Below are 18,289 nucleotides of genomic sequence, written 5' to 3'. Positions count from 1 at the left end.
CATTCTTGCGGCGTTACGCTGCCGAAGCGGATGTGGCGTGGCCCTTGAAGGCGCCCGCCAGAATGCGGCGCTCGTCGAACTCGTCTTCGAGCAGCTCGTCCTGAACTTCACCCGCTGACACCACCAGAATTCTGTGGCACAGGTGAAGGAGCTCGGAGATTTCGGACGAGACCACGACAATGGCAGCGCCTTGACCGGCCAGATCCTGTATCAGTCGATAGATCTCGGCTTTCGCGCCAACATCGATGCCCCGCGTCGGCTCGTCGAAAATGAAGATCTCTGGGCGCGACAACATCCACTTGCCGATCACCAGCTTCTGCTGATTGCCACCTGAATTGGTGCGCGCAGCCATGGCCAGTTGGCCACGAAACTGCAGCATCCTGGCCGTGTCATGAGCGGCCGTCCTGGCGCTGGTCCAGGAAATGAAGCCCCCGCGACAGTGATCGGACAATGAAGCCATCAGCAGGTTTTCATCGCCGGAGAGGCTGGTGACGAGGCCCTGGTCTTTGCGATCTTCCGGGATGTAGGCGATGCCATGGCGTATGGCATCCGTCGGGGTACGAATCTCAATAGGCACTCCGCGCTTCGCAATCTCCCCCCGGTCGCGCGGATCGGCACCGAAAATGCTACGCATGATCTCGGTGCGGCCGGCACCCACCAGTCCGGCAAAGCCGATCACTTCGCCGGCATTCACGTGAAAACTGATGTTGTCGAACACGCCGTCGCGGCCGAGATTCCGCACAGAAAGCACCGGCTCCCCTATACGGCGGTTGCGCTCGGGAAACAGCTCCGTCAGCGGACGCCCGACCATCAGCTCGATAAGGTCGTGTGCGCCATTCAGAGACGCCGTTGGCAGCGTTTTCACGTGCTGGCCGCCGCGCAACACGGTGATGCGGTCGGCAAGACCGAGTACTTCGTTCAGCCGATGGGAAACATAAAGGATCGTCGTGCCTTCGGCTTTCAGCCGCCGCAATATCCTCAGCAAGGCGTCCGCTTCCTTATCAGAAAGAGAAGCCGTAGGCTCGTCGAGGATAATGACCGGGGCCTTGAGAGCCAGGGCCCGAGCAATTTCGACAATCTGTTTTTGACCAGTAGACAGGGAGCCTGCCCGGGCACGCGGGTCGATCTCGTCTTCGCAGTCGAGCGCTCGGAACATTTCGCGGGCGATGTCTTCTGCGGCGCGACGGTTGAAGAGCTGGCGATCGAAACCAGATCCCGGCTCGTTGCCGAGCACGACATTCTCGGCCACCGTCATGCCTGGAACGATCATCAGTTCCTGAAAGATGGTAACGACGCCAGCCCGCCGTGCCTCTCCCGGCGAAGCGAAGCTGACGGCCCGTCCATCGAGCATCACGCTGCCTTCACTCGGCTGAGCGTCGCCCGAGAGGATGCGGATCAGCGTCGATTTGCCTGCGCCGTTTTCGCCTACCAGCGCATGGACCTCGCCACGGCGCAGGTCGAGGCTGACCTGGTGCAACGCACGCACGCCCGGATAGTCCTTGCCAACCGCGTCGACGGCCAGAACCGGCACTTCGCTTACCAGGTTATCAGACTGCGCCATCACTTGCCCTCCCAGACCCTGTCGATGCAGCGTGAATATGCGGCCGCCAGGCCCACGCATTGCAGAACTACGCTGCCGGCACGGCTGCGATCATGTCCAGTTCGACCCGCGCACCAGGAGCACTGAGATTGTTGATTGCCACCAGCGTCCCAGCGGGGCGCCAGTCTCCGAAATGTTCGTTGAGCACGGCGTACATGTCGTCCATGTCGCGCATATCGGTGACATACTTCGTCAGCTTCACCACATTGCGCCATGTCAGTCCCTTGGCATCCAGGACCAGCTTGATGTTGGCCAGTGCCAGTCGCGTCTGTTCGCGCATGTCATGAGGCAGCACATGTTCCTCCGCGACATGCGGATGCCGATGGTATAGCGGGGAGGCCGTGGCGCCGGCAATGAACAGCAAGCCGCCGAAGCCGGTCACCTCCACCGCAGGAGCGTAAGGCATGTTCGCGGCCTCTTCCGGCTGCGGATGCACGGATTCTATCGACATCATGGCCTCCCTCCGTTTTGTTGTCAGGCTGCGGCGCGGACGTTGCGCCAGTTGACCTTCTGCGGGCGAGGCGGCGTGATACGGTTGCGCAGAACGCCCAGCCCAGCAGCTTCGAGTTCGACGACATCGCCGGTCGAAATCCAACGTTCGAGTTCGAATCCGCAGCCATGATTGACGGTACCCGAACCGAGTACGTCGCCTACGTTCAACGTCTCATCCTGCGAGGTGTAGGAGATCATCTCCTCGAAACTCCACTGCATTTGGCCAGGCGTCGATTCAGCCCAGACCTCGCCATTAACCAGCACGCGCATCGGCGTGTTGAGAACGTCCGGCATTTCATCAGGCGTTACGATCCAGGGCCCGAGCCCCCAGGCAAAGTCCTTGCCCTTGAACGGACCGGTATTGTTGGCCATCTCGCCACGCTGCGTGTCCCGGGCCGAGAAATCATTGAGCAGCGTGTACCCAAGGATATGCTTGCCGGCCTCGGCCGCATCGACGTTACGCGCCGAGAGTCCGACGACAGCAGCGATCTCGAGTTCGAAATCCAGCTTCTTAGTATATTGGGGCCACTGCACGTCGTGATCGTGGCCAATGATCGAGGTCGGATTGGCCTTGAAGGCGAAGGGGCGTTCGTACCATTCTGGCGGCAGCTTCAGACCCATTTTGCCGAAGGTCGACAAGAGATGGTCTTCGAAGGCGGCGAAGTCACGCAACACCGGCACCTTGATGGGCGGCATGAGCTTCACATCGGTAAGCCGACGCGCCAGCACTTCGCCCTTCGGTCCGCGCAGCTTGGCTGCGGCGATGCCATCCCACTCGGCGGCAAGCCAGTCCTCGATTTCACGGACCGGATCGAGGGATGGCCCATATAGAAGCGCTGTAGCGTTGAGATCCGCTGGTGCGAAAGCATCGGCGCGCAAGGACGGGCTGGGCTTGCCCCTTGCTGTCGAGAAGGCAGCGTAGGCGGCATTTACATCGACGACCCAACCCTTGCCGTCCCTGGCGGCCGCAATCGGATCACGGTTGGCCGCATCAAACCGCACGAGGCCGAACCTGTCGATCGCACCAAGTGGGCCATCAATTCGAAATGTTGCAATCTTCATTGTGTCACCTGTGAAATATCAACCTTGTCGTCGGCGTCGGTGCCAGGGAAAGGTCCCTGCTTGATCTCGATCAGACGCGTCTTTGGCTCGAGGAACTCGACCTCGTGGCCTTCAGCCATCAACAGAAGGTCGTTGGGCTCGAGAAAGACGTCGCCCAAGAACACGCCCTGCCGCGTAAAGATGCCGACGCGAGCACGCCCGCTCTGACATACGAGAATCTGATGCCTGGTGGGCAGCGGCGGAAGCGGCTCATTCGGCACGTGGTAGTGCGGAAGGGTGATCGCTCCCTTCTGGCGCTCCAGCATGATGATCTGCAAAGGCCAGCCATTGTCGGTCACGTGGGCCTTGGTTGTGCGTTCGAGTGTCGGATCCGCCACCTTGTAGGCTTCCTGGACATGGCGGATTTCATCGGCGGTTTCCATGAATGGCGGGAACCGGTCGAACGCGCTGAAGTGGCCCCCGATGTAGATCGCGACGGTCCTGTTGTCGTCCGGCGCCCGGTAAAAGCGCACGTGGTCTATGTTCTGGTCTGGATGAGGGTTGGACATTTCTTCCTTCATTGCGTTTGCCTAGATGAAGCGACCTTGTGCCAGCGGGGTTATCTCGCATTCGCTGCTTCGGCCGCGCCTCTCATCGCTACCTTCGCACCTGCCCAGCGGGGGCCACCAGTCTGCAAATCCAGAACTCTATGTTTCAAAATTGATCACAACGCCGTCAATCTTGCAAATTTAAATGTCTTGCAACAATTATTGCTTGCTACGAAATTTTGTGCCATTTTTTGCATACCAAAAAGAGCCACACCACAGTGACCGAGACCGTGCCAAGGGCTTAGAGGCGGGCCCCAATGGCCAGGCGGATAAACCGGAATGGGAGAAATCGTTGATTAATTTCAATGACTACTACTACTTTGCGCAGGTCGTGGAAAACAGCGGCATCACTGCCGCCAGCAAAGTGCTGAACCTGCCGAAATCGAAGCTCAGCAGGCGGATAGCTGAGCTAGAGACGCGGTTGGGGGCAAGGCTGATCCAGAGGACACCGCGCAGCTTCCTCGTTACGGAACTAGGCAGCGAATTCTACGAACATGCTCGTAGAATGATGCTAGAAGCACGCGCCGCTGAGACCGCAGTCAAGCGTAGGCTGGTCGACCAGACGGGCACCATCAGGCTTTCGAGCTCTCCTACAGTATCGCGCCTTTGCTTTGCGGAGATCATGCCAGCGTTCCTACGCAATTATCCGAACACCCACGTCAAGCAGGAAGTGCTGAACCGGCCCGCGGACATGATCAACCGGATGTCGGACTTGTTCATCCTGTCCCATGAAGACGCGCTCGATGACTCGACCATGATCCAGCGTCGGCTGCTGATCGAGCCGCGACATATGGTTGCCAGCCGTGAATATCTTGCACATTCGAAACCGCCGGCCGGTCCCGACGAGCTTATGTCACATCAAATGCTGGCGACGTCCGAGACGTCTACTCAGACCAGGTGGGAATTTACGGAAACCTCGACCAAGCGGCAGATCTGTCTATGCCTTACGCCACGGCTGGCCAGCAATGACATTTTTGCCCTCGCCGCAGCTGCCCGAGCCGGTGCAGGTATCGCCGCGTTGCCAGCATCTGTCTGCGGCGATGACATCAGGACAGGCAAACTCATCCACATACTGCCCGGCTGGACTGCGGGTGCGACCATGGTCAGCGCCTTACTGCCGTCGAAGCAAGGTGTGTTGCCGGCTGTTCGGGCGTTGCTTGACCACATCACCGAACGATTGCCGACAATTGTCGCCGCGATGAACCTGGACAGGCTGGCGACACGTGCGGTTCAATAGACCGACATCCGGAAGGTAGGAGCCACACAATGATTTATGAATTGCGCTACTATGAATGCGTGCCGGGAAAGCTACCTATGGTCCTCAAGCGTTTCGAGGACCATGCGCTTCCAATCTGGAACGAGTTGGGAATCCGGCCGCTCGGTTTTTGGACTACTGCGATCGGCGAGAACGACCAATCGCTGCACTATATGCTGGCGTGGGAAAGCCTCGCCGACCGAGAGGCGAAATGGCAGGCCTTTGCCATGGATCCGCGGTGGCAGTTGGCCAAGAGGCTTAGTGAACCCGCTGGTCCCCTTGTCGCCCGAGTCAGGAACTCGATCCTCATACCGGCTCTGCAGGGTACAACGACGTGAGCCGCTGACTTCTGAGGCACGTTTCGAAGCGCTGACACATAGCTCGTGAGAGCCTTAAAAGTGTTCAGCCTTCCGCCAATCGGGAGCTCGATTGCGGGCAATGCGCCCGCTCCGTTCAGTTGATCAACACATGTGAGAAAAGTCAGAAGTCCCACGGAGTTGTGAGATTGAGCCCTGTTTGTGAACCGGCGTGCAATTTTGACCCCGTAGTGGAGTGCGCCCCTTGAAGGCGACAGGATCAGGCGGCGGTTTTGACAGGGTGCCGGGCGTGTTGATCCTCGAACTGCTGCGGGCTCAGATATCCGAGCGCCGAGTGTAGCCGGCGCTCATTGTAGACTTGGTCGATGAAGCGCGGAAGGTCGGCGGCGACGTCCGCGAAGCTCTCGTAGGCCATCGGGTAAACCGCCTCGACCTTCAGCGTCTTCATGAAGCTCTCGGCCTTGGCGTTATCGTAGGGATTGCCCCGGCGCCCCGTCGAGCCGACGAAGCCGTGCTGCGCGAGCACCTGGCGATATCGCCCCGCTGCGTATTGCGAACCCCTGTCGGTGTGATGGATACAGCCTGGAGGCGGTCTCCGCTTCTCGATGGCCGATTGCAGCGCCGCCAGCGTCAGCCGCACGTCGATCGACCGAGCGATCGCATAGCCCACTACCTTGCGCGACCAGGCGTCGAGGATGACGGCGACATAGGCGAAGCCGGCCGGGATCGCGACATAGGTGATGTCCGCGACCCAGAGCTGATCTGGGCCGTCGGGCACGATCTCTTGCGCCAGGTTCGGGAAGATCGGCAGGTCGTGATCGCCATCGGTGGTGGCGACATAGCGCCGGCGCCGGCGAGGCTGAAGGTCATGCTCGCGCATCAGTCGTCGCAGTTTCTTGTGGTTGATGACCATGCCCTGCTGGCGTAGCGCGGCCTGCATGCGGCGATAGCCATAGGCCTCGAAGTCGTCGGAGATCGCCATCATTCGTTCGACGAGGGCTGTGTTGTCGAAGCTCACGGCCGGGCGGCCGTAGAAGGTCGAGCGTGCGATTCCCATCAGACGGCATCCTTCTGCGACGGAGATGCCCCGGGGCCGGTGATCACGGATGTAGTCGCGCTTCTCGGCCGCGGTCCGTGCTTCAGAGCCCCCTTTAGAAACTCGATCTCCAGAGCCTGCCTTCCGACGAGCCGTTCCAGCGCGGCGATCCTGGCCTCGTAGACCTCGATCGCGTCCGCTACAGCGGCGTCCTCGTCAAATACTCCGGCTTCGAATTTCTGGATCCAGATGCGGATTAGGTTCCGCGACAGATCATGCCGCCTGGCGAGGCAGTGGAGCGTCTCGCCGGCAAGATACTCCTGCACGATCTGACGCTTGAACTCGATGCTGTGGGTGCGATGTCGAACCATGGGCTTCCATCCTTCGAAAGCCCGGCCAACCGGTCAATGCCCTTCCATCAATCTGTCCGCCCGCAGGGGCGCACTCCATAGCTGGGAGGATCGGCGTCCAATGACCCCCCTCATTCAGTCGATCTGCGACCATCCGTTTGTTTCGGCAAGCGGATGGAGAGGGGATGAAGTCAGTGGATACGATCGTCCGAGTCCGGCGTGCGTTCTATGTTCAGGGCTGGTCGCTGAAGCGGATCAGCCGCGAGTTGCATGTGTCGCGCAACACGGTGCGCCGGATATTGCAGTCCGGCGAGACCTCCTTCTCCTACGAACGTGAGCGTCAGCCGCAGCCGAAGATCGGGCCTTGGCAGGTGCAGCTTGATGCGCTGCTGGACGGCAACGACGCGAAGGCGAAGCGCGAGCGCCTGACGCTTATCCGCATTCTATGAAGAACTTCGGTCGCTTGGCTACGAGGGCAGCTACGACGCGATCCGGCGCTACGCCAAGAGCCGGGACAAGGCGCGTGGCGTGGCGATGGCCGAGGCCTACGTGCCGCTGCTCTATCCCCCAGGTGACGCCTACCAGTTCGACTGGAGCCACGAGATCGTCATCCTGAACGGCGTGACGGTGACCGTGAAGGTCGCCCATGTCCGGCTCTGCCACAGCCGCATGATGTTCGTCAGAGCCTATCCGCGCGAGACGCAGGAGATGGTGTTCGACGCCCATGACCGGGCCTTCGCCTTCTTCGGTGGCGCCTGCACGCGTGGCATCTACGACAATATGAAGACGGCGGTGGAGACGGTCTTCGTCGGAAAGGACCGCCAATACAACCGTCGCTTCCTGCAGATGTGCAGCCACTATCTGGTCCAGCCTGTAGCCTGCACGCCGGCGTCCGGCTGGGAGAAGGGTCAAGTCGAGAACCAGGTCGGACTGGTGCGCGAGCGGTTCTTCACACCGCGGCTGCGCTTCAAGAGCTACGAGGAACTGAATGCCTGGCTGCTCGACAAGTGCGTCGCCTGGGCCAAAGCGCACCGCCATGTCGATCAGCCGGAGCGCACGATCTGGGACGTGTTCGAGGAGGAACGCGGCAAGCTGGTCGAGTATCGCGGCCGCTTCGACGGATTCCACACGGTTCCCGCCTCGGTGACGAAGACCTGCACCGTGCGCTTCGACAACAACAAATACTCGGTGCTGTCGACAGCGGTCGGTCGGCCAGTCGAGATCCAAGCCTATGCCGACCGCATCGTCGTCCGCCAGGACGGCGTCGTCGTGGCCGAGCATGCTCGCTCGTTCGGCCGCAACCATACGGTCTACGATCCATGGCACTACGTCCCGGTGCTGGCGCGCAAGCCCGGAGCCCTGCGCAACGGCGCGCCGTTCCAGGGCTGGGAGTTGCCGCCGGGAATGGAGCGGGTCAGGCGCAGGCTGAAGGCTGCCGACGAAGGTGACCGGCAGATGGTGCTGATCCTGACGGCCGTGCTGTCGGACGGCATCGATGCCGTCGAGACCGCCTGCCAGCAGGCGCTCGCCGAGAACGTCTGCTCCTCCGCCGTCATCCTCAACATCCTGGCCCGCCGGCGCGATCCGGCGCCGGCCGTGACCATCCTTACCCCGGATGCGCTTCGCCTGCGACACGAGCCGCAGGCCGACTGCGCCCGCTACGACAGCCTCAGGAGGGCAAGCTGATGGAACGAACCGAAGTTCTGGATCTGATGGGAACGCTGAAGCTCTACGGCATGCGCGGCGCCTACGACGAGATCATGGCCACCGCCATCAAGCGCCAACACGAGCCGCCGAGGGTCGTCGGCGACCTGCTCTCGGCCGAGATCGCCGAGAAGCAGGCCCGCTCGGTCAAATACCAGCTAACCGTCGCAAAGCTGCCGCTGGCCAAGGACATCGATGACTTCGACTTCGCCGACACGCCGGTCAACGAGGCCCTGGTCCGCGATCTCGCCACCGGCGCCTTCGTCGCCGATCAGCGCAACGCCGTCCTCATCGGCGGCACCGGAACCGGCAAGTCGCATCTGGCCATCGCGATCGCCCGCGCACTCATCCGCAGTGGCGCCCGCGGCCGCTTCTTCAACGTCGTCGATCTGGTCAACCGGCTCGAAACCGAGCACCGCAATGGAAAGCAGGGACGCATCGCCGACTACCTCACCCGGCTCGACTTCGTCGTGCTCGACGAACTCGGCTATCTTCCCTTCGCCCAGGCCGGCGGCCAGCTCCTCTTCCACCTGATCAGCCGACTTTACGAGCGGACCTCGATCATCGTCACCACCAACCTCGCGTTCGGCGAGTGGCCGGCCGTCTTCGGCGACGCCAAGATGACGACGGCGCTGCTCGACCGGCTAACCCATCACTGCGAGATCATCGAGACCGGTAACGAATCCTGGCGCTTCAAGAACCGCTCTCAAAGCTAAAGCCAGGGATCCTAACCCACGCGCCCGACCGGGCTGCGCAACCCCGACCAGCTCCACCCGGTCGGGCGCTCACCGGCGCGCACTATGACGGGGTCAAAATTGCATGCCGATCTGGAGTGCGCCCCTGCGGGCGGACAGATTGATGGAAGGGCATTGACCGGTTGGCCGGGCTTTCGAAGGATGGAAGCCCATGGTTCGACATCGCACCCACAGCATCGAGTTCAAGCGTCAGATCGTGCAGGAGTATCTTGCCGGCGAGACGCTCCACTGCCTCGCCAGGCGGCATGATCTGTCGCGGAACCTAATCCGCATCTGGATCCAGAAATTCGAAGCCGGAGTATTTGACGAGGACGCCGCTGTAGCGGACGCGATCGAGGTCTACGAGGCCAGGATCGCCGCGCTGGAACGGCTCGTCGGAAGGCAGGCTCTGGAGATCGAGTTTCTAAAGGGGGCTCTGAAGCACGGACCGCGGCCGAGAAGCGCGACTACATCCGTGATCACCGGCCCCGGGGCATCTCCGTCGCAGAAGGATGCCGTCTGATGGGAATCGCACGCTCGACCTTCTACGGCCGCCCGGCCGTGAGCTTCGACAACACAGCCCTCGTCGAACGAATGATGGCGATCTCCGACGACTTCGAGGCCTATGGCTATCGCCGCATGCAGGCCGCGCTACGCCAGCAGGGCATGGTCATCAACCACAAGAAACTGCGACGACTGATGCGCGAGCATGACCTTCAGCCTCGCCGGCGCCGGCGCTATGTCGCCACCACCGATGGCGATCACGACCTGCCGATCTTCCCGAACCTGGCGCAAGAGATCGTGCCCGACGGCCCAGATCAGCTCTGGGTCGCGGACATCACCTATGTCGCGATCCCGGCCGGCTTCGCCTATGTCGCCGTCATCCTCGACGCCTGGTCGCGCAAGGTAGTGGGCTATGCGATCGCTCGGTCGATCGACGTGCGGCTGACGCTGGCGGCGCTGCAATCGGCCATCGAGAAGCGGAGACCGCCTCCAGGCTGTATCCATCACACCGACAGGGGTTCGCAATACGCAGCGGGGCGATATCGCCAGGTGCTCGCGCAGCACGGCTTCGTCGGCTCGACGGGGCGCCGGGGCAATCCCTACGATAACGCCAAGGCCGAGAGCTTCATGAAGACGCTGAAGGTCGAGGCGGTTTACCCGATGGCCTACGAGAGCTTCGCGGACGTCGCCGCCGACCTTCCGCGCTTCATCGACCAAGTCTACAATGAGCGCCGGCTACACTCGGCGCTCGGATATCTGAGCCCGCAGCAGTTCGAGGATCAACACGCCCGGCACCCTGTCAAAACCGCCGCCTGATCCTGTCGCCTTCAAGGGGCGCACTCCAATCCGGGGTCAACTTTGCGCGCCCCGATTGACACAGTCACGCGCGGCGACACGGCCGTAAGAGCCCTCATAGCCGAGGCTCATCAGGTCGGCGTGCAACTGCTTGATCGTGCGCTTCTGCTTGCGCGGCCTGTTCGCTTCCGTCCTCAGCCAGGCCGACAGCCGCTCGGCATAGGCATCGAGCTTGCTCGGCCGCTCCGGCACTCGAAAGCGGGGCTCGACCTCGTCGGATCGCAGGTATTTGCGGATCGTGTTCCGCGACAGTCCCGTGCGCCGCGCAATCTCCCGGATCGAAAGTCCATCCCGCAAATGCCAGCGCCGGATAACGCTCAGTAACGCCATGTCTATCACTCCAATGTCCCCTGCAATCATCAAGCAGGGGTGGGTTCAAACATGGGTCACTTCTCGATGGAAAAATCCCTCAATCCCGGGTCAGTTCTCGGCGGAAATCAACACTCTATGCTCAGGCAGCGAGAGAAGGAGCCCCTCAGGCCCGCCAGGTGGCGGATCGCTTTCATCTGGTTCAGAATCTCAGAGCCGCGATCAAGAAGCAGATGAACCTCCACGGTCATGCCAACGTCAGACCGATATTGTCTGAAGACGCTATTGCCAGCACAACTGCTAAACACCGCCGTGCGCGCATGGCGCATAGACAGTCACGCCAGGAAACATTCGAGATGCTGCAGGCTCTACGCCAGCAGGGTCTCACCTACAGTGAGATTGCACGACGTACTGGATATGAGCGCAGGAGCGTCACCAATTGGCTGACATCAAGCGCGGCTAGGGACAGAAACCGGCCCGCATTGAATCCGACATCGCCTTTGTATTTCGAGGCATTCCTTGCTGATTGCTGGAAGAATGGAAACCGCCTTGGACGCCACTTATTTCACGACCTCAAGAATCGGGGCTACACTGGAAGCCGTTCCAATCTGGAGCGTCTTTTGCAGGTGTGGCGCCAAGCCGAAAACGTCCGACCAGAAGTGCCTCCGCCTGAGGTGGAGGTCCCAGATCCTGTCCGTGATCCAGAGACTGGCCATGTCATTTCTGCCGATACCGTCGCTGCATTATGCATCAAGCCGCGCAGCCTGCTGACGACCCGCCAAGCAAGAAAGGTCGATGCCTTAACAGGGTTCAGAAGCATTCCGCACCATGCGTGCCTTGGCCATGCGCTTCAGAGGAATTCTGCGCAGCCGAAATCCGGAGGCGCTGGATGAATGGATCGACGATGCCATCGACACCGGGCTCACGGCAATCATGCGGTTCGCCAGCGTTCTGGGGCGAGATATCCATGCAGTGAAAAATGCAATCGAGCTGCCTTGGGGCAATGGTCAAGCCGAAGGGCAGATCAATCGCCTCAAGACCCTGAAGCGCGCCATGTATGGCAGAGCCGGGCCAGAACTCATGAAAGCCAGAATGTTGCCGCTGAGTCACACAAAGTGAGGAAGAACCCATTTAAGTGCCAAGGGACACCCGAGCCGTCGGACTTCACACGAATCTTTACGTTGTAGTCAACGACATGCTTGACTGGGACCAAGATTTTCATGGGATTTGACCTATGTTGAAAAAAGACGAGGGACGGCTTATTCCGCCGCTGCCCTGGACAAAACAGCGCGCGCCCTTATGCGGACAGGCTCATCGACCATCGCGCCATCGACGGCGATTGCACCGCCACCGCCTGCCAGAACCCTTTTCGCCCATTCGATCGCCGACCGCTCTGGTTTGAAGCCGGCCCGGATCGCTCCGATTTGACGGGGATGAATGGCGAGCTTGCCGCCGAATCCGAGTTGCTGGGCATGGCAGGCATCGGACTGGACAAGTCCCTCGTCATCGATGGCAGTCGTCACCCCATCGATCGGGCTCTGAAGCCCCGCCAGCCGGGAGGCAAGCACAAGCTCGGACCGCGCAGAAAGAAGGGCCTCGCGCGTGTGGGCGCATCCGAGATCAGCGCAGTAATCAACCGAACCGAAAATCAGCCTGACGATTCCGGGCAATGCGGCGATTTGCCGGGCATGTGACAAGCCTTTCGCCGTCTCGATCAACGGGATAACCGGAACGTGGCTCGACCGGGCGATATCCGCAAGCCCGCCGCCCGCTTCCGCCTTCGGGACGATCACGCCTGCGAGCGCAGGCAGCCGTGCGACGGCCCGCATGTCCTCGGCATGCCAGGGCGTTCCCTCGCCGTTGACCCGCACGAGCACCGGAAGGGCCGTGAAATCAGTCGTCAGTGCGGATCGCGCCGCATCTTTCCTATCGGCCGGGACGGCGTCCTCAAGGTCGATGACAATCGCATCGGCGCCGGATGCGGCCGCCTTCCCGAACCGCTCTGGCCGGTTCGCAGGTACGAAGAGCGGTATGGAAAAATTCGTCGAATCCGTCACCAGACAGCCTCCGCGCTCATTGCCAGCGGGCCGTTTTCCCGCATGCTCCAAAGTTTCATCCGCCCCTCTTCGCCGGACGCGTGCAGACTGACCTTGTCATGAGCGAACAGCGGGGACAGCCCCCGGAAGGTGAACCTCGAAGGGCGCTCACCTTTGAGGTCGGTCGCATGTTTCAGGAGCAGCGTGGCTTGGAGCGGGCCATGAAGGACCAGGCCCGGATAGTGCTCCACCTCGGTAGCATAGGGCCGGTCGTAGTGAATGCGATGGCCGTTGAAGGTGAGCGCCGAATAGCGGAACAGCAGCGGCGGGGAAACAGCGACGGACCGGACGTGGGTTCCGCGCGGCGCCGGTTCCGCAACGGCCGGCTTCGAGGCATCCGGAGGCGGAGCCACGCCGCGATACACGATGCTCTGTGTTTCCTCGATCCTGAGCGATCCGGACACCTCGACCCTATGCTCGACCGTTACGAAGCAAAGCGTGCCGGAGCGGCCTTCCTTTACGGCGATATCGTCGATACGCGAGACCCGCCGAACGAGATCGCCGACATGCAGGTCGCCATGGAATGCGAGGCTGCTGCCTGCCCACATGCGGCGCGGCAGGGATACGGGAGGCAGAAAGCCGCCTTTTTGCGGATGGCCGTCTTCTCCAAGAAGGCCGGTTGGCGCGGCAGGCTGCGCAAGGCAGTAATGGATCAGCAACGCCGCAGGCTCACCCCGGACGGGCACTCCTCCCGGCAGGTCCAGCGTTGCATTGAACTTCTGGACCAGGTCTGCGGAGATGACGCCAGATGCACTCTCTTCCCGCCCGATCCAGGCTCTGAGATGCTCCACATCCAGTTGCGCATTGTGCGTCATCATCTCGCCCTCCGGCCGGCTTGCAGGAGGGGTGCAAGCGTATTCTCGCCGAGCGCCGGCACGGATCGATAGGACCGCGGCTTGCCGACAAAAACCGGCGCAGGGGCGGGATAGGAAACGGGACCGGCTTCCGTCTCGACCGTGATCCGTCTCAGGTGCGGATGATCCGCCAGGCCCGCCATGTCGTTGACCGAGGCGAAGGCGACGTCGGCCTTTGCAAGGAGGCCGTGCGCTTCAGCCTCGTCAAGTGCAGCAAAAGCCGCCGCCACAAGCCCGTCAGCAGCAGCGCGGTTCCTGACACGGGCGACGTTCCTTGCGAATCTGGAATCCTGTATCACCTCCGGCTGCCGGAGAAATTCCGTGCAGAATTTAGCCCATTCGCGATCGTTCTGGATCGAGATGAGGACATCCCTGTCGTCCCGCGTCCTGAAGACGCCGTAAGGCGCGATCGAGGGATGCGCCATGCCGATGCGCTTCGGCGGCCTGCCGGCTTCCTGATGCAGAAGCGGAACAGTGAGCCAGTCTGCCATGACGTCGAACATCGAAATGCGGATATCGGCTCCCTCGCCCGTCGCGGCTCGCGACAGGAGCGCTTCGAGGACGGCCGAATAAGCCGTCGCCCCCGTTGCGATATCGACCACGGAAATGCCGACGCGCGCCGGCGCTTCCGGTCCGCCGGTGACAGACGACAAGCCGGATTCGGCCTGGATCAGAAGGTCGTAGGCCTTGCGGCTGGCGAGCGGTCCGGCCTCCCCGTAGCCGCTGATCGAGCAGACGATCAGCCGCGGATGGGTCTGGCGCAGCTTTTCCGGACCGAAGCCGAGGCGGCCAAGCGCGCCCGGCTTGAGATTTTGAACCAGCACGTCGGCATCCGCCAGAAGGCCGGCAAGGCGGCGCTTGCCCTCCTCAGCCGCAAGATCGATCGCAAGCGACTGCTTGCCGCGGTTCAGCCAGACGAAGTAGCTGCTCTGGCCGCCAAGGGCCGCATCATCATAACCGCGCGCGAAATCGCCTTCGGGCCTTTCGATCTTGATCACGTCGGCGCCCGCATCGGCAAGCCGCGAGGAGCAGAACGGAGCCGCCACCGCCTGTTCGATGGCGACGACGCGAATGCCGTCGAGCGGCAGAGCTGCTTTGCCCGCCATCAGAAGGACCTCGGAAGGCCGAGGACATGTTCGGCGACATAGGACAGGATCAGATTGGTCGAAATCGGCGCGACCTGATAAAGCCGGGTTTCGCGAAACTTACGCTCCACGTCGTATTCGCAGGCGAAACCGAAGCCGCCATGGAACTGAAGGCAGGCATTGGCCGCTTCCCACGACGCCTTGGCGGCAAGGTATTTCGCCATGTTCGCCTGTGCTCCGCATGGCTCCTGCGCATCGTAGAGACGGCAGGCCTCGTAGCGCATCAGATTGGCCGCCTCGATCTCGATATGGCTCTCCGCGATCGGGAACTGCACGCCCTGGTTCTGGCCGATGGGCCGGCCGAAGACGGTGCGCTCCCTGACGTAGTCGGACACCTTCTCGATGAACCAGTAGCCGTCGCCGATGCATTCTGCGGCAATCAGCGTGCGCTCGGCATTGAGGCCGGTCAGGATGTACCTGAAGCCCTGCCCCTCCTCGCCGATCAGGTTTTCCTCCGGAATTTCCAGATTGTCGAAGAACAATTCATTGGTTTCGTGGTTGACCATGTTGGGGATCGGCTGGACGGTCATGCCCTTTCCGGCGGCCTCCCTCAGGTCGACGATGAAGATCGACATGCCTTCGGATTTCCTGCTTACCTGATCGATCGGCGTGGTGCGGGCCAGCAGGATCATCAGGTCCGAATGCTGGACACGGGAGATCCAAACCTTCTGGCCATTGATGACGTAGCGGTCCCCCTTCTTCACGGCAGTGGTCTTGATCCTGGTCGTGTCCGTGCCCGTCGTGGGTTCGGTCACGCCCATGGACTGCAAGCGAAGTTCTCCCGACGCGATCTTCGGCAGGTATTTCCGGCGCTGCTCCTCGGAACCATGCCGGACCAGCATGTTCATATTGTACATCTGGCCGTGGCAGGCGCCGGAATTGCCGCCGGAGCGGTTGATTTCCTCCATGATCACCGAAGCTTCTGTCAGGCCCAGGCCGGAACCGCCGTATTCTTCAGGGATGAGTGCCGCCATCCACCCGGCCTTCGTCAACGCGTCCACGAATTCTTCCGGATAGCCGCGCGCGTCATCGATCCGGCGATGATACTCGGGCGGAAACTCCGCGCACAATGCTCTGATGGCCTCTCGGAGTTCCGGAAATCTGTGAGTCGTAGCCATGCGAAATCGTCCTCAGCTATCGTGAGTGAAAGTCCGGATATGGAGACAGGAATGGGCTTGCGGCGGATTTCGGATCCGCCCGGTCAGAACCGTTCGTGGATCAGCGGCACGATGTCGTAGGCATGCCGGATGCATCGTTTCAGAACCGGGTCCTCGAGTTCCATCTCGAAGCATTGAGCAGGCCTGATGCCGCCCCGCGCGGGCGGTGTTCCGCACATGAAGGCCGTGCCCGAAGGCAAGGAGCGGAAATCTTCGGGCAGTTTGCCGAACAGGATATCGGGATGCAGGATTTCCGCCAAGCTGTCCTCCTGATAGAGGACGTGCCTGCCTTCCTCGACGATATGGCTCCTGATGATCAGGCTGCTCCAGTGGTCGGACACCTCGCTGAGCGGCCAGATATCCGTTCCGACCGGCTTCGGGCAGAGTTGCTTGGACAGGTTGATATCGATCTTCTCCGCCTCGCGATCGGTATGGTCCGAACCGACGCCGATCCAGACCCCGTCCGGCAGGAAAAGCAGCAGCGGCTCGACCTCGCCCGAGGTCTTCGAACCCAGCACCTGGATCGACGACGCGTCCGTCACCAGATTGGCCGACAGGCGGAAAAACACCGGTGCGGTCTTCGGCGCGCGCACCCCGATTTCCTCCAGTTCGGCAAGATGCTTCCTGACCGATTCCGGCGATCCGGTCAGCCCGCCCAGGACGAGGCGCTCGATAGGCGCATCCATGACCTCTTCATGTCCACCGGCCCTGATCTTTCTGAATACAGGCATCGATTGCTCCTCTTCTCCTTAGACTTGAAAGAGCGCCGGCAGCTTGCCTTGCCGCTGCCGGCGCCGGCTTCGACCTTGCCTGATCAGGATTTCATGGGACGATCGGCGGTTTCCCTGGCGGCCAGCACCGACACGATCGTCACGGTGAGAGTTGCCCAGACATAGATTTTCAGGGGAAGCGTGCCGCCATACTGGCGTTGCAGCGTGGCGAAGATCAGGGGCGCCACACCGCCACCGACGGCGCCGGCGAGCGTGTAGGCCAGCGAGCTTCCGCTATAACGAACCCGCGTCTTGAACTGCTCGGCCACAAAGGAGGCCTGCGGCCCGTACATGGCCGAGTGAAGGACGAGCGCGACCACGAGAGCAAGCGTGATGAGAACCGGGTCGCGGGTATCGAACAGCATGAAGACGATGCTGACCCAGGCAGCCGACAAAAGGGCTCCGCCAATATAGACGGGACGTCGGCCGAGGCGATCGGACAAGGCCGAAAATGCCAGGCAGCCCAGACCGTTGGCCAGCACGCCGAGCATCACGCCGCCGAGCGCTATCGGGCGCTCCACGCCCAGAGTCTGCGTCAGGTAAGCGAGCGAGAAGACCACCATGAAGCCGAACACGACATCGGATCCGATGCGGGAGCCGGATGCGACCAGCAGGTCGCGCAGGTTGCGGGTCAGGACTTCGGTGATCGGAGCTTCGGCTTTCCCGCCCGCCTTTTCGAGCTTCTCGAACTCCTCGGATTCGGGAACGCCATTGCGGATCCAGATACCGAAGACGACCATGAGAATGCTCGCGAGGAACGGTACGCGCCAACCCCACTCGATGAAGGCGGCATCGGATACGAAGGCGGTGAAGAAGGTCAGCGCTGCCATGCCGGTGAAGATGCCGACCATGGCTCCGACCTGCGCCCAGGATGCCTGGAAGCCGCGATGTCGGTCGGATGCCTGTTCCGCCGTCAGCAACACGGCGCCGGCCCACTCCCCCCCGAGCGCCACGCCCTGGATGAAGCGCAGAATGACCAGCAGGAGCGCGCCCCAGATGCCGATCGTCTCATAGGTGGGCAGCAGACCGATGGCGAAGGTACACCCTCCCATCAGGATCAAAGTCCACATCAACACTTCGCGGCGCCCGAGCCGATCGCCAAGGCGTCCGAAGATGAAGCCGCCGAACGGGCGAGAGAGGTAGCCGACCGCATAGGTCGAAAATGCCAGGATGGTGCCGGCGACCGGGTCGAACTGCGGGAAGAAAAGTTGATTGAACACCAGAGCGGCCATCGCATTGTAGAGCGTGAACTCGAACCACTCCAGAGCCGTGCCGACCATGCTGGCGGCTGCCAGCCGTCCCGGCGAGGCCGCTTTCTGGGCATGCGGCTGCGCCCCATCGGCGATGCTGCCGCTCAAATTTGTTTCGGTCATTGCTGTTTCCTCCGCCTGACTGGCATCGGGAGCGAAATCTCTATCGAGGGATCGCTCCTGAAATGGTTGATTGCCCGATAAATGACGCG

17 protein-coding genes and 4 pseudogenes are annotated in these 18,289 nt (G+C 61.6%); 7 read left to right on the top strand and 14 right to left on the bottom strand.

The window, feature by feature from the left end; translation table 11 throughout:
* Positions 1–13: 13 nt before the first annotated feature.
* The 4 genes from PD284_RS24530 to PD284_RS24515 form a co-directional block, all read right to left on the bottom strand.
* On the bottom strand, positions 14–1,561 hold the full coding sequence (locus tag PD284_RS24530) for a sugar ABC transporter ATP-binding protein (protein ID WP_274630952.1): 1,548 nt from the start codon (positions 1,559–1,561) through the stop codon (positions 14–16).
* Positions 1,562–1,628: 67 nt separating this feature from the next.
* Complete coding sequence (locus tag PD284_RS24525) at positions 1,629–2,051, bottom strand: RidA family protein (protein WP_274630951.1); 423 nt, start codon at positions 2,049–2,051, stop codon at positions 1,629–1,631.
* Between the two features lie 23 nt (positions 2,052–2,074).
* Positions 2,075–3,154 (bottom strand): fumarylacetoacetate hydrolase family protein, encoded by a 1,080-nt coding sequence (locus PD284_RS24520; protein ID WP_274630950.1) that lies wholly within the window; start codon positions 3,152–3,154, stop codon positions 2,075–2,077.
* Positions 3,151–3,714, bottom strand: a complete 564-nt coding sequence (locus PD284_RS24515; RefSeq protein WP_274630949.1) for a cupin domain-containing protein — start codon at positions 3,712–3,714, stop codon at positions 3,151–3,153. Before PD284_RS24515 ends, PD284_RS24520 begins: the two co-directional genes overlap by 4 nt.
* A gap of 319 nt (positions 3,715–4,033) precedes the next feature.
* Between PD284_RS24515 and PD284_RS24510 the strand changes: the two genes are divergently transcribed.
* Both PD284_RS24510 and PD284_RS24505 read left to right on the top strand, forming a co-directional pair.
* Positions 4,034–4,978 carry a LysR substrate-binding domain-containing protein gene (locus PD284_RS24510; RefSeq protein ID WP_274630948.1) on the top strand — a complete coding sequence of 315 codons (945 nt, stop codon included), beginning with the start codon at positions 4,034–4,036 and terminating at the stop codon, positions 4,976–4,978.
* Between the two features lie 29 nt (positions 4,979–5,007).
* Positions 5,008–5,334, top strand: a complete 327-nt coding sequence (locus PD284_RS24505) for an NIPSNAP family protein (protein ID WP_274630947.1) — start codon at positions 5,008–5,010, stop codon at positions 5,332–5,334.
* A gap of 238 nt (positions 5,335–5,572) precedes the next feature.
* Here the strand turns inward: PD284_RS24505 and PD284_RS24500 are convergent, their stop codons facing one another.
* Complete coding sequence (locus tag PD284_RS24500; protein WP_274630974.1) at positions 5,573–6,397, bottom strand: IS3 family transposase; 825 nt, start codon at positions 6,395–6,397, stop codon at positions 5,573–5,575.
* Complete coding sequence (locus tag PD284_RS24495; protein ID WP_274630945.1) at positions 6,370–6,720, bottom strand: transposase; 351 nt, start codon at positions 6,718–6,720, stop codon at positions 6,370–6,372. The genes PD284_RS24500 and PD284_RS24495 overlap by 28 nt, the downstream gene beginning before the upstream one ends.
* Positions 6,721–6,884: 164 nt before the next feature.
* Between PD284_RS24495 and istA the strand changes: the two are divergent.
* The 4 genes and pseudogenes from istA to PD284_RS24475 form a co-directional block, all read left to right on the top strand.
* A pseudogene (istA, locus tag PD284_RS24490) lies at positions 6,885–8,379 on the top strand (IS21 family transposase); the annotation flags it as partial.
* Positions 8,380–8,384: 5 nt separating this feature from the next.
* Entirely contained in the window at positions 8,385–9,119 is a 735-nt protein-coding gene (istB, locus tag PD284_RS24485) for an IS21-like element helper ATPase IstB (protein ID WP_274630946.1), read from the top strand.
* A gap of 190 nt (positions 9,120–9,309) precedes the next feature.
* The gene (locus PD284_RS24480; RefSeq protein WP_274630945.1) at positions 9,310–9,660 is read left to right on the top strand and encodes a transposase; all 351 of its coding nucleotides are present in this window, start codon (positions 9,310–9,312) and stop codon (positions 9,658–9,660) included.
* A complete protein-coding gene (locus PD284_RS24475) occupies positions 9,609–10,457 on the top strand; it encodes an IS3 family transposase (protein ID WP_338036695.1) in 849 nt (282 codons plus the stop codon). Before PD284_RS24480 ends, PD284_RS24475 begins: the two co-directional genes overlap by 52 nt.
* A gap of 69 nt (positions 10,458–10,526) precedes the next feature.
* Here PD284_RS24475 and PD284_RS24470 read toward each other — a convergent pair.
* Positions 10,527–10,826, bottom strand: a pseudogene (locus tag PD284_RS24470) (helix-turn-helix domain-containing protein); the annotation flags it as partial.
* Positions 10,827–10,930: 104 nt separating this feature from the next.
* Between PD284_RS24470 and PD284_RS24465 the strand changes: the two are divergent.
* Positions 10,931–11,924 (top strand): annotated as a pseudogene (locus PD284_RS24465) (ISL3 family transposase); the annotation flags it as partial.
* Between the two features lie 25 nt (positions 11,925–11,949).
* On the opposite strand, the pseudogene PD284_RS24460 reads toward PD284_RS24465, so the two are convergent.
* From PD284_RS24460 to PD284_RS24430, 7 genes and pseudogenes are all read right to left on the bottom strand, one after another.
* Positions 11,950–12,027: pseudogene (locus PD284_RS24460) on the bottom strand (electron transfer flavoprotein subunit beta/FixA family protein); the annotation flags it as partial.
* A gap of 37 nt (positions 12,028–12,064) precedes the next feature.
* Positions 12,065–12,862, bottom strand: a complete 798-nt coding sequence (locus PD284_RS24455) for an HpcH/HpaI aldolase/citrate lyase family protein (RefSeq protein ID WP_274630944.1) — start codon at positions 12,860–12,862, stop codon at positions 12,065–12,067.
* Positions 12,859–13,716: an HTD2 family dehydratase gene (locus tag PD284_RS24450; RefSeq protein WP_274630943.1), complete on the bottom strand. Its 858-nt coding sequence runs from the start codon at positions 13,714–13,716 to the stop codon at positions 12,859–12,861. Before PD284_RS24450 ends, PD284_RS24455 begins: the two co-directional genes overlap by 4 nt.
* Positions 13,716–14,861, bottom strand: a complete 1,146-nt coding sequence (locus PD284_RS24445; RefSeq protein ID WP_274630942.1) for a CaiB/BaiF CoA transferase family protein — start codon at positions 14,859–14,861, stop codon at positions 13,716–13,718. Before PD284_RS24445 ends, PD284_RS24450 begins: the two co-directional genes overlap by 1 nt.
* A complete protein-coding gene (locus tag PD284_RS24440; protein WP_274630941.1) occupies positions 14,861–16,018 on the bottom strand; it encodes an acyl-CoA dehydrogenase family protein in 1,158 nt (385 codons plus the stop codon). Before PD284_RS24440 ends, PD284_RS24445 begins: the two co-directional genes overlap by 1 nt.
* Positions 16,019–16,101: 83 nt before the next feature.
* Positions 16,102–16,788 (bottom strand): DUF2848 domain-containing protein, encoded by a 687-nt coding sequence (locus PD284_RS24435; RefSeq protein WP_274630940.1) that lies wholly within the window; start codon positions 16,786–16,788, stop codon positions 16,102–16,104.
* Between the two features lie 83 nt (positions 16,789–16,871).
* On the bottom strand, positions 16,872–18,200 hold the full coding sequence (locus PD284_RS24430) for an MFS transporter (protein WP_274630939.1): 1,329 nt from the start codon (positions 18,198–18,200) through the stop codon (positions 16,872–16,874).
* Between the last annotated feature and the right edge of the window lie 89 nt (positions 18,201–18,289).

Source organism: Mesorhizobium shangrilense, from assembly GCF_028826155.1.
GTDB classification, from domain to species: Bacteria; Pseudomonadota; Alphaproteobacteria; order Rhizobiales; family Rhizobiaceae; genus Arvimicrobium; species Arvimicrobium flavum.
Note: the sequence above shows the minus strand (reverse complement) of the source record. Positions and strands in the feature narration are given on the sequence as shown.

Excerpts from the sequence above, each read along its gene's own strand:
- PD284_RS24525 (WP_274630951.1), bottom strand. The coding sequence starts at position 2,051 with ATGTCGATAGAATCCGTGCATCCGCAGCCGGAAGAGGCCGCGAACATG.
- PD284_RS24430 (WP_274630939.1), bottom strand. The coding sequence starts at position 18,200 with ATGACCGAAACAAATTTGAGCGGCAGCATCGCCGATGGGGCGCAGCCG.
- PD284_RS24435 (WP_274630940.1), bottom strand. The coding sequence starts at position 16,788 with ATGCCTGTATTCAGAAAGATCAGGGCCGGTGGACATGAAGAGGTCATG.
- PD284_RS24440 (WP_274630941.1), bottom strand. The coding sequence starts at position 16,018 with ATGGCTACGACTCACAGATTTCCGGAACTCCGAGAGGCCATCAGAGCA.
- PD284_RS24480 (WP_274630945.1), top strand. The coding sequence starts at position 9,310 with ATGGTTCGACATCGCACCCACAGCATCGAGTTCAAGCGTCAGATCGTG.
- PD284_RS24530 (WP_274630952.1), bottom strand. The coding sequence starts at position 1,561 with ATGGCGCAGTCTGATAACCTGGTAAGCGAAGTGCCGGTTCTGGCCGTC.
- PD284_RS24495 (WP_274630945.1), bottom strand. The coding sequence starts at position 6,720 with ATGGTTCGACATCGCACCCACAGCATCGAGTTCAAGCGTCAGATCGTG.
- PD284_RS24450 (WP_274630943.1), bottom strand. The coding sequence starts at position 13,716 with ATGACGCACAATGCGCAACTGGATGTGGAGCATCTCAGAGCCTGGATC.
- PD284_RS24505 (WP_274630947.1), top strand. The coding sequence starts at position 5,008 with ATGATTTATGAATTGCGCTACTATGAATGCGTGCCGGGAAAGCTACCT.
- PD284_RS24515 (WP_274630949.1), bottom strand. The coding sequence starts at position 3,714 with ATGAAGGAAGAAATGTCCAACCCTCATCCAGACCAGAACATAGACCAC.
- PD284_RS24445 (WP_274630942.1), bottom strand. The coding sequence starts at position 14,861 with ATGGCGGGCAAAGCAGCTCTGCCGCTCGACGGCATTCGCGTCGTCGCC.
- PD284_RS24520 (WP_274630950.1), bottom strand. The coding sequence starts at position 3,154 with ATGAAGATTGCAACATTTCGAATTGATGGCCCACTTGGTGCGATCGAC.
- istB (WP_274630946.1), top strand. The coding sequence starts at position 8,385 with ATGGAACGAACCGAAGTTCTGGATCTGATGGGAACGCTGAAGCTCTAC.